Raw genomic sequence first — 9027 nt, forward strand, 5'->3', positions numbered from 1 at the left:
GGCGACGGGCGGGACGATGAGCGAGCACGAGCGAGACTCCGAGAATCAGGCGCCGCGCACACACCACGCACCAGGTGCGCAGCACCGCTCTCCGGACCGCAGCGGTGCGCGCGAGCTGTTCCTCAAGCTGCGCACCTTGAGCAGCGGCAGCCCCGAGTACGCGGAGCTGCGCAACCAGCTGGTCCGGATGCATCTGCCGCTCGTGGAGCATCTCGCGCGCCGCTTCCGCAACCGCGGGGAGCCGCTGGACGACCTCACCCAGGTCGCCACCATCGGCCTCATCAAGTCGGTCGACCGATTCGACCCGGACCGCGGCGTGGAGTTCTCGACGTACGCGACCCCGACGGTCGTCGGCGAGATCAAGCGGCACTTCCGCGACAAGGGCTGGGCGGTGCGCGTCCCGCGTCGGCTGCAGGAGCTGCGCCTGGCGCTGACGACGGCCACGGCCGAGCTCTCGCAGCTGCACGGCCGCTCTCCCACGGTTCACGAGCTCGCAGAGAAGCTGGCGATCTCGGAGGAGGAGGTCCTGGAAGGTCTGGAGTCCGCCAACGCGTACTCCACGCTGTCCCTGGACGTCCCCGACACCGACGACGAGTCCCCGGCGGTCGCGGACACCCTCGGCGCGGAGGACGAGGCGCTGGAGGGCGTGGAGTACCGGGAGTCCCTCAAGCCACTGCTGGAGGATCTCCCGCCGCGTGAGAAGCGGATTCTGCTGCTGCGGTTCTTCGGCAACATGACCCAGTCGCAGATCGCGCAGGAGGTCGGCATCTCGCAGATGCACGTCTCCCGGCTGCTGGCGCGCACACTGGCTCAGCTGCGGGAGAAGCTCCTCGTCGAGGAGTGACGCCTACTTCTCCAGGTTGCCGGGGTTGCCGGGCCCGCGGATCCCGAGGGCCCGGGTCGTCTCGGGGTTCACCAGCAGGACGAGCGACGCGACGGCCACGACGGCGAGGGCGATCCCGGCCGGGATGGCCATGCTGTCGGCTTGCAGCAGGTTGTAGGCCACCGGCAGCGCCAAGAGCTGGGTGATGACGGCCGGGCCGCGGCTCCAGCTGCGGCGGCCGAGCAGCCCGCGCGTGGCGAGCAGTGGCAGCAGCGCGAGCACGACCAGCGTGATACCTCCGGTCACGGCCTGCTGCCGGTCGTCCGGATGACCCGTGAGACCGAGGACGAGGATCCAGACGCCTCCGACGACCAGCGCGAGCCCCTCCAGTGCGGCCAGCAGCGCGGCGTACGTCAGACGCCGGGGGCGGGGGCCGGTGGTTTCCTCGGTGGTGGAGGTCTGCTCACTGCTCACCCCTGAAGAGTAGCCCCCGTCGTACACGCCTCCCGAGGCGCGGTTCACCTCCGCTCTCTTACCTGATCACTACCTCGGTATGGGCCCGGTACCACCCAGTAGGTACGCTGCCAGTCATGCGTGCACTTCTCGTGGTCAATCCGGCGGCAACCACTACGAGCGCGCGCACACGCGACGTACTGATCCATGCGCTCGCCAGTGAGATGAAGCTGGAGGCGGTCACCACCGAGTACCGCGGTCACGCGCGCGACCTGGGCCGGCAGGCGGCGGACAGTGACGACATCGACCTGGTGGTGGCCCTCGGCGGCGACGGCACGGTCAACGAGGTGGTCAACGGCCTGCTGCACGCCGGCCCCGCCCCGGAGCAGCTGCCCGGCCTCGCGGTGGTCCCGGGCGGCTCCACCAACGTCTTCGCCCGCGCCCTGGGTCTGCCCAACGACGCAGTGGAGGCCACCGGCGCCCTGCTGGACGCCCTGCGCGACGGCAGCGAACGGACCGTCGGCCTCGGGCTGGCCTCGGGCACGCCGGGCACGGAGGACGAGGCGGTGCCGTCCCGGTGGTTCACTTTCAACGCCGGGCTCGGCTTCGATGCCGGTGTGGTGGGTCGTGTGGAGCAGCATCGCGAGCGCGGCCGGAAATCCACACACGCTCTCTACGTGCGCCAGGTCGTGCGCCAGCTCCTCGGCGAACCGAACCGCCGCAATGGGACGATCACACTGGAGCGGGCAGGCGAGGATCCGGTCACCGATCTGGTGCTGTCCATAGTCTCGAACACCTCACCGTGGACGTTTCTGGGGAATCGCCCGATCTACGCGGCGCCTAAAGCCTCGTTCGATACCGGCCTCGATCTCTTCGGTCTCAGCCGTCTGTCCCCCGCGGCTGTTGCCCGGTATGGCACCCAGTTGCTCACTTCGTCCCCCGAGCGTGGACCCCATGGCAAGCACGCCACCTCTCTGCACGACTTGACAGAGTTCACCTTGCATTCGAAGGTCCCGCTCCCCCTCCAGATGGACGGCGACCACCTGGGTCTGCGAACAAGCGTGACGTTCACAGGCGTACGCCGTGCACTGCGTGTGATTGTGTGAGCAGAACTCGCTAAAGTCCTTTCACTCGAACGTTTAGGCCAGGATCCACCCCATGGAAGTACGGCTGTGACCTAGTCGACACCGAAGAATCAAAAAAAACTTTCCAGAAGGGGTTGTATCCGCCGCTGAGGTTTGCGAGTCTCTACGTGGCGATCGAGACGGCCCGCAACACCGGCCTCCACTGATCACCAGAACCCCTCTTCAACTCACAGGACCTTCGCCGGGGAACCTGGCAGTCGGCCCTTCACTTGTTGAGGGATTCGTGAAAGCGTTCACATTCACAAGCAAGCCCTGCACGTAATACCAAGGAGAGGTAGCAGCCATGGACTGGCGTCACAACGCCGTTTGCCGCGAGGAAGACCCCGAGCTCTTCTTCCCCATCGGCAACACCGGTCCTGCGCTGCTGCAGATCGAGGAAGCCAAGGCCGTCTGCCGTCGCTGCCCGGTGATCGAGCAGTGTCTGCAGTGGGCGCTCGAGTCCGGCCAGGACTCCGGCGTCTGGGGTGGTCTCAGCGAGGACGAGCGCCGCGCCATGAAGCGCCGCGCCGCCCGCAACCGGGCTCGTCAGGCCTCCGCCTGACAACCCACCCCTGCTGACAGCCTGAGCTTGGCGGCGCGTGTGCCTGTCGGCATTACTTCGTTGACAGCGAGTACGCATCTCCCGCCCCCGAGCCGCAGCGCGCAGTTCCCCCGATGCGCTTAGTTAAGCAGCAACGAGCTTTAGCCCCGGGCCACTTGGTGGTCCGGGGCTCATTGCTTTCCGGCCCCTGTGCCAGGGCTTCGGGTCCCGCTGCTTATACGACCGCACCGGCCCTGCTACTTCTGCGACCGCACCGGGATGTCGAGGATCACACGGGTGCCACGCTCCGGGGCCGGCACCATGTCGAAGGTGCCGCCCAACTCCCCCTCCACCAGGGTCCGCACGATCTGCAGGCCGAGATTGCCGGCGGTGTGCGGATCGAACCCTTCCGGCAGGCCGACCCCGTCATCCTGGACCGTGACGAGCAGTCGGGCCTCCTTGTTCGTGCCGCCGCGGACCGCCGAGACCTCGACCGTGCCGGTGTCACCCTCACTGAAACCGTGCTCCAGCGCGTTCTGCAGCACCTCCGTCAGCACCATCGAAAGCGGCGTGGCGACCTCCGCGTCGAGAATGCCGAAGCGGCCGGTGCGCCGGCCTGCGACCTTGCCCGGGGAGATCTCCGCGACCATGGCGAGCACACGGTCGGCGATGTCGTCGAACTCCACCCGCTCGTCCAGGTTCTGGGAGAGCGTCTCGTGCACGATCGCAATCGATCCGACGCGCCGCACCGCCTCTTCGAGGGCCTCCCGTCCGCGGTCGGACTCGATGCGCCGGGCCTGCAGACGGAGCAGCGCCGCCACCGTCTGGAGGTTGTTCTTGACGCGGTGGTGGATCTCCCGGATCGTCGCGTCCTTGGTGATCAACTCACGCTCTCGCCGACGCAGTTCGGTGACGTCACGGAGCAGGACGAGGGAACCGATGCGGGTGCCCTTCGGTTTGAGCGGGATCGCCCGGAACTGGATGACCCCGTCGCTGGCCTCGATCTCGAACTCGCGCGGCGCCCAGCCGCTGGCGACCTTGGCGAGCGCCTCGTCCACCGGGCCCCGGGTGGGGGCGAGTTCGGCGGTGGTCTTTCCCAGATGCTGGCCGACGAGGTCGGAGGCGAGGCCGAGCCGGTGGTAGGCGGACAGGGCGTTCGGGGAGGCGTACTGGACGATGGCGTCGGCGTCGAGCCGGATCAGGCCGTCGCCCACGCGGGGCGAGGCGTCCATGTCGAGCTGCTGGTTCGCGAACGGGAAGGACCCGGCCGCGATCATCTGTGCGAGGTCGGAGGCGCTCTGCAGATAGGTGAGCTCCAGGCGGCTCGGGGTGCGCACGGTGAGGAGGTTGGTGTTGCGCGCGATGACCCCGAGGACGCGTCCCTCCCGCCGTACGGGGATCGATTCGACCCGTACGGGGACCTCCTCGCGCCACTCCGGATCACCCTCGCGCACGATGCGGCCTTCGTCGAGGGCTACATCCAGCATCGGCCGGCGCCCGCGCGGGACGAGGTGGCCCACCATGTCGTCCTGGTACGAGGTCGGACCGGTGTTGGGGCGCATCTGGGCGACCGAGACGTACCGGGTGCCGTCGCTGGTGGGGACCCACAGGACCAGGTCGGCGAAGGAGAGGTCGGAGAGCAGCTGCCACTCCGAGACCAGCAGGTGCAGCCACTCGAGATCGGTGTCGTCGAGGGCGGTGTGCTGGCGTACGAGTTCGTTCATGGAGGGCACGTGTGCGAGCGTACCCGGGGGTTCGTACGGCCCTGAAACACCCGCGGGCCGCGGCGCCTGAGAGGGACCCTCAACCCTCCCGGCACCGCAGCCCGGAGCAGCATCGGCCGTGGGGTGTGCGGTCCCGGTCGGCCGAGGATGAGGAGCCGGGGCAGTCAGGGCAGAGAGCCTCGGTTCCTCGGTCCGCCTTCCTGTGCGGGGAAGACGGAGGCTGGTGCGCGTGCACACGCGCTCTCGCTACGCATTGTGGACTAGACCACTTACGGGTGTCCATGCGTTGGAACCTGTTCGTTGTTGTCATTTCCGCGACACGTCGGACGCACTGTCGTCCGGCAGGCAGCCTAACCCGTGTGGGTTCCTGTGCGGGGCCAGACGGAGAGGGCAATTTCCGCGACCGCCTCCAGTTCCTCCCGGCTCGCCCCGTCGCGTGCCTGTTGCGACATCCCCTGGATCATCGCTCCGGCGTGCCGGGCCAGGGCGGCGGCGTCGGTGGCCGGCGGCAGCACACCGGCGGCGACATCGGCCCGGATACGGCTCTCGATCGCGGCGATGTTGGCGTTGCGGCGGTCCCGCAGCGACTTCTCCACCTCGGGGGTCGAGCAGTTCGTCGCGGCGTGGACGACCAGGCAGCCGTGCGGGTGGCCGGGTTCCGTGTACGCGGTGGCGGCCTCGCACAGGGCGCGCTCGACGGCGGCCCGCGCCGTGGGCTCCTCGGCGAGGGCGCGGTCGGTGAAGGATCCGTGCCTCGTGCCGTACATGCGGACGACCTCTTCGAAGAGGGACCGCTTGTCACCGAAGGCCGCGTACAGGCTGGGGGCCCCGATGTCCATGACGCGGGTGAGGTCGGAGACAGACGTGGCCTCGTAGCCGTGCTCCCAGAAGGCGAGGAGGGCCTTCTCCAGGGCGGTCTCGCGATCGAAGGAGCGGGGGCGGCCGCGGGACTTGGTCCTGGCCTTGCCGCCTCCGGCGGCTCCCGCACTGTCGGTGTCAGGCCCCGTACTGGCCTTGGCGGTTCCGTCGTCGTTCACCATGGGGTGCATTTTATAGCGGGCACTAGAGAAATGACGGACGGCTGATGTACGGTCATTTCTGTAGCGACCACTAGAAAAAAGAGGGGGCTCCGCCAATGGGCGTGCTCACGGGCAGGACGGCACTCGTCACGGGGGCGAGCAGGGGCATCGGGCGAGGAATCGCCGAGCGGCTGGGGCGCGACGGCGCTCGGGTCGCGGTGCACTACGGCAGGAACGAGACGGCGGCCAAGGAGACGGTCGCGGCGATCGAAAGGGCCGGAGGCTCGGCGTTCGTGGTGGGCGTGGAGCTGGGGGTACCGGGGGACGCCCTGGCACTGTGGGAGCAATTCGACCGGCACGCGGACGGGCTGGACATTCTGGTCAACAACGCGGCGATCGGCAACACCCGGCCGATCGGGCAGTTGGAGGAGCGGGAGTACGAGGAGGCCTTCGCGGTGAACGTGAAGGCGCCGTTCTTCATCCTCAAGCACGGCATGACCCGCCTGCGGGACGGCGGCCGGGTCGTCAACATCTCGTCGGGGCTGGCCCGGACGGCGGTGATGCCGGACAACGTGGCGTACGCGATGACCAAGGGCGCGCTGGACGTCTTCTCGCGCGACCTGTCCAAGGTGCTGGGGAGCCGGGGCATCACGGTGAACTCGGTGGCCCCGGGGATCATCGATACGGACAACACGGCGGCACTGCTGCACGGCAGCCCCGACGGCTGGGCGAAGGCCGCGGCGATATCGGCGCTGGGCGGCGTGGGCGAGCCCGCCGAGGTCGCCGACGTGGTGGCGTTCCTGGTGTCGGACGGGGGGCGATGGGTGACGGGTAGCTGGGTGGATGTGACAGGTGGTTCGCTCACATAGCCAGCGCTTGCCGGGCGGGCAGGGGGCAGGGGCTGTCGGGGCCAGGTCGAGCGCTGTGGAAGCGGTGGCCAGGCCCGTGGGATGCGCTGTGGAAGCGGTGACCAGGCCGTGGGATGCGCTGCGGACGCGACGCCCAGCCGGGGAGGCACGCATGCCATGCCGGGGAGGCACGCACGCCATACCGTCGTGGAGGCCAAGCCGGGCCGAAGGACACGGTGTCTCCGACGGCCGGACCACGGCCGCCGCTCACCCCGCGGCCCGCGCTGACTCCCGTAGCTCCCCGGCCTCAGCGAGTCTCCGTCACCTTCGCCAGCGCCCGGGGCGCGTCCGGGTCCTGGCCTCGGGCGATGGTGACCTCGTAGGCCAGGAGCTGGAGCGGGATGATCTCCAGCATGGGCTGGACCTCCTCGGCCACATCATCCGTGGGCAGGACGAAGCCGGCCGATGCCTGCTCCACCTGATGCCTGGGGCCGATGGCGACGAGGTCGGCGCCACGGTCGCGCAACCGGTCCAGGACGGGCTGGAGCGCTTCGCCGCCCTTGCCGTCGGTGACCACGGCGATGACCGGGGAGACGTTGTCGACCATGGCGAGCGGTCCGTGCAACAGGTCCGCGCCGGAGTAGGAGAGGGCGGGGATGTAGCTGGTCTCCATCAGCTTGAGGGCGGCCTCCTGGGCCGTGAGGTAGCCGTAGCCGCGGGACGTGATCACCATGCGCTCGGCGAAGCGGTATCGGGCGGCGAGGGTGCGCACCTCGTCCTGCCGGGCGAGCAACTGCCCGGCGAGATCCGGCAGCATCTGCGCAGGCGCGCCGTCGCCGCCGCGCAGGCCCTCGACGAAGAGATAGAGAGCGAGAAGGGGGGCGGTGTAGGTCTTGGTCGCGGGGAGTGCCTTCTCCGGCCCGGCCATGATGTCGATGTGGTACCCGGAGACACCGGCGAGCGGTGAGTCCGCGTTGTTTGTGACGGCCAGCGTGATCGCGCCGGCCTCCCGGGCGGCCCGGGCGGAGGCGACCAGGTCCGGGGAGCCGCCGGACTGGCTGACGGTGACGACGAGGACGTCGGTGAGGTCGGGCCGGGCGCCGTAGGCCGTGGTGGTGGACATCGAGGTGAGCCCGCAGGGCAGGCCGAGCCGGATCTCCAGAAGGTACTTGGCGTACAGGGCGGCGTTGTCGGAGGTGCCGCGGGCGGTCAGCAGCACGAAGCGGGGCGCGCGGGCGGCGATCCGCCGGGCGACGTCCTGGATGGCGGGGGCACCCTCGGACAGGATCCGGCGCATGACGGCGGGTTGCTCCGCCATCTCACGGGCCATGGTCCGGCCCGGGAGCTCGCTGCCGGGGTCCGGTGTGGCGGCGTCGGTCATGGCGGGTCCTTCCAGGGGCGGGCCGGGTAACTGCAGATCCCATTCCACTCCCCCGGGCCGGGCAGCGCCCACCAGGGGGGCCTCGAACCGACATATCCGCACCTTTCGCGGATCGGCGGTTCACCCCGTGCCGACCTGGTCGGCACGCCGACTTTGCCCGCGTCGGAGCGGCGGTTCTCACCCTGGGACGGACGGGACCGCTCTGTTAGATTGGTCTAAACCACACGACCCCTCCGGGTCCGGTCCCAGTTGAGCACTCCTCCCAGATCGGCAGGCCCAGCGTGGAAGTTGTCATCGTTCCGGACGCCAAGGCGGGCGGCGAGCTCATCGCCGAGGCCATGGCCAAGCTTCTTGGCCGCAAGCCCGGCGCCCTGCTGGGCGTGGCCACCGGCTCGACGCCGCTGCCCGTGTACGAGGCGCTGGCGGCGAAGGTCCGCTCGGGTGCCGTGGACGTCGGGCGGGCTAGGATCGCGCAGCTCGACGAGTATGTGGGGCTGCCCGCCGATCACCCGGAGTCGTACCGCTCGGTGCTGCGGCGCGAGGTGCTGGAGCCGCTCGGGATCGGGATGGACCAGTTCACAGGCCCGGACGGCACGGCGGAGGACGTGCAGGGGGCGTGCGAGGCCTATGACAAGGCGCTGTCGGACGCCGGGGGTGTGGACCTTCAGCTGCTCGGGATCGGGACCGACGGGCACATAGGGTTCAACGAGCCGTGCTCGTCGCTGGCTTCGCGGACACGGATCAAGACGCTGACCGAGCAGACCCGGATCGACAACGCGCGCTTCTTCGGCGGTGACATCGACCAGGTGCCGCATCATGTGATCACGCAGGGCATCGGCACCATCCTGGAGGCCCGGCATCTGGTGTTGGTCGCCACTGGTGAGGGCAAGGCTGACGCGGTCGCGGCGACGGTGGAAGGGCCGATCGCCGCGGTGTGCCCCGCGTCCGCGCTCCAGCTCCACCCGCATGCGACCGTCGTCGTGGACGAGGCCGCCGCGTCGAAGCTGAAGCTGGCGGACTACTTCCGGCACACCTATGCCAACAAGCCGGAGTGGCAGGGGATCTGAGGCTGTCTCTTATACACCTCTGACGCTTCCGACGAACTCTAGGGTTT

The 9027-nt window shown here is 69.3% G+C and carries 9 protein-coding genes; 5 read left to right on the plus strand and 4 right to left on the minus strand.

The annotated features are described in order from the left end of the window. The coding region (locus C1J00_RS31985) for an RNA polymerase sigma factor SigF (protein ID WP_102912479.1) at positions 1–844 on the plus strand (844 nt) is incomplete at its 5' end. A 3-nt stretch (positions 845–847) separates the two neighbouring features. On the opposite strand, the gene C1J00_RS31990 is transcribed toward C1J00_RS31985, so the two are convergent. Further along, a complete protein-coding gene (locus C1J00_RS31990; RefSeq protein ID WP_102912480.1) occupies positions 848–1297 on the minus strand; it encodes a hypothetical protein in 450 nt (149 codons plus the stop codon). A 116-nt stretch (positions 1298–1413) separates the two neighbouring features. Between C1J00_RS31990 and C1J00_RS31995 the strand changes: the two genes are divergently transcribed. Then, positions 1414–2382, plus strand: a complete 969-nt coding sequence (locus C1J00_RS31995; protein WP_102912481.1) for a diacylglycerol/lipid kinase family protein — start codon at positions 1414–1416, stop codon at positions 2380–2382. Positions 2383–2704: 322 nt separating this feature from the next. After that, a complete protein-coding gene (locus C1J00_RS32000) occupies positions 2705–2962 on the plus strand; it encodes a WhiB family transcriptional regulator (RefSeq protein WP_003992873.1) in 258 nt (85 codons plus the stop codon). A 236-nt stretch (positions 2963–3198) separates the two neighbouring features. On the opposite strand, the gene C1J00_RS32005 is transcribed toward C1J00_RS32000, so the two are convergent. Together C1J00_RS32005 and C1J00_RS32010 are read right to left on the minus strand one after the other, a co-directional pair. After that, positions 3199–4665 (minus strand): sensor histidine kinase, encoded by a 1467-nt coding sequence (locus C1J00_RS32005; RefSeq protein WP_102912482.1) that lies wholly within the window; start codon positions 4663–4665, stop codon positions 3199–3201. Between the two features lie 350 nt (positions 4666–5015). Beyond that, on the minus strand, positions 5016–5705 hold the full coding sequence (locus C1J00_RS32010) for a TetR/AcrR family transcriptional regulator (RefSeq protein WP_102912483.1): 690 nt from the start codon (positions 5703–5705) through the stop codon (positions 5016–5018). 95 nt (positions 5706–5800) lie between these two features. Between C1J00_RS32010 and C1J00_RS32015 the strand changes: the two genes are divergently transcribed. Continuing rightward, positions 5801–6553, plus strand: coding sequence for an SDR family oxidoreductase (locus C1J00_RS32015; protein WP_102912484.1), 753 nt, complete (start codon positions 5801–5803; stop codon positions 6551–6553). A gap of 286 nt (positions 6554–6839) precedes the next feature. Here C1J00_RS32015 and C1J00_RS32020 read toward each other — a convergent pair whose 3' ends face one another. Beyond that, complete coding sequence (locus C1J00_RS32020) at positions 6840–7913, minus strand: SIS domain-containing protein (protein WP_102912485.1); 1074 nt, start codon at positions 7911–7913, stop codon at positions 6840–6842. A gap of 281 nt (positions 7914–8194) precedes the next feature. Between C1J00_RS32020 and nagB the strand changes: the two genes are divergently transcribed. Next, positions 8195–8980 carry a glucosamine-6-phosphate deaminase gene (nagB, locus tag C1J00_RS32025; protein ID WP_102912486.1) on the plus strand — a complete coding sequence of 262 codons (786 nt, stop codon included), beginning with the start codon at positions 8195–8197 and terminating at the stop codon, positions 8978–8980. The last annotated feature ends 47 nt before the right edge of the window (positions 8981–9027 follow it).

Origin of the sequence: Streptomyces cahuitamycinicus, from assembly GCF_002891435.1 — a bacterium.
Lineage (GTDB): Bacteria > Actinomycetota > Actinomycetes > Streptomycetales > Streptomycetaceae > Streptomyces > Streptomyces cahuitamycinicus.

What these genes read in the sequence shown, in the direction of transcription:
- C1J00_RS31995 (WP_102912481.1), top strand. Translation starts at nt 1,414, where the DNA reads ATGCGTGCACTTCTCGTGGTCAATCCGGCGGCAACCACTACGAGCGCG.
- C1J00_RS32010 (WP_102912483.1), bottom strand. Translation starts at nt 5,705, where the DNA reads ATGGTGAACGACGACGGAACCGCCAAGGCCAGTACGGGGCCTGACACC.
- C1J00_RS32005 (WP_102912482.1), bottom strand. Translation starts at nt 4,665, where the DNA reads ATGAACGAACTCGTACGCCAGCACACCGCCCTCGACGACACCGATCTC.
- C1J00_RS32015 (WP_102912484.1), top strand. Translation starts at nt 5,801, where the DNA reads ATGGGCGTGCTCACGGGCAGGACGGCACTCGTCACGGGGGCGAGCAGG.
- C1J00_RS32020 (WP_102912485.1), bottom strand. Translation starts at nt 7,913, where the DNA reads ATGACCGACGCCGCCACACCGGACCCCGGCAGCGAGCTCCCGGGCCGG.
- C1J00_RS32000 (WP_003992873.1), top strand. Translation starts at nt 2,705, where the DNA reads ATGGACTGGCGTCACAACGCCGTTTGCCGCGAGGAAGACCCCGAGCTC.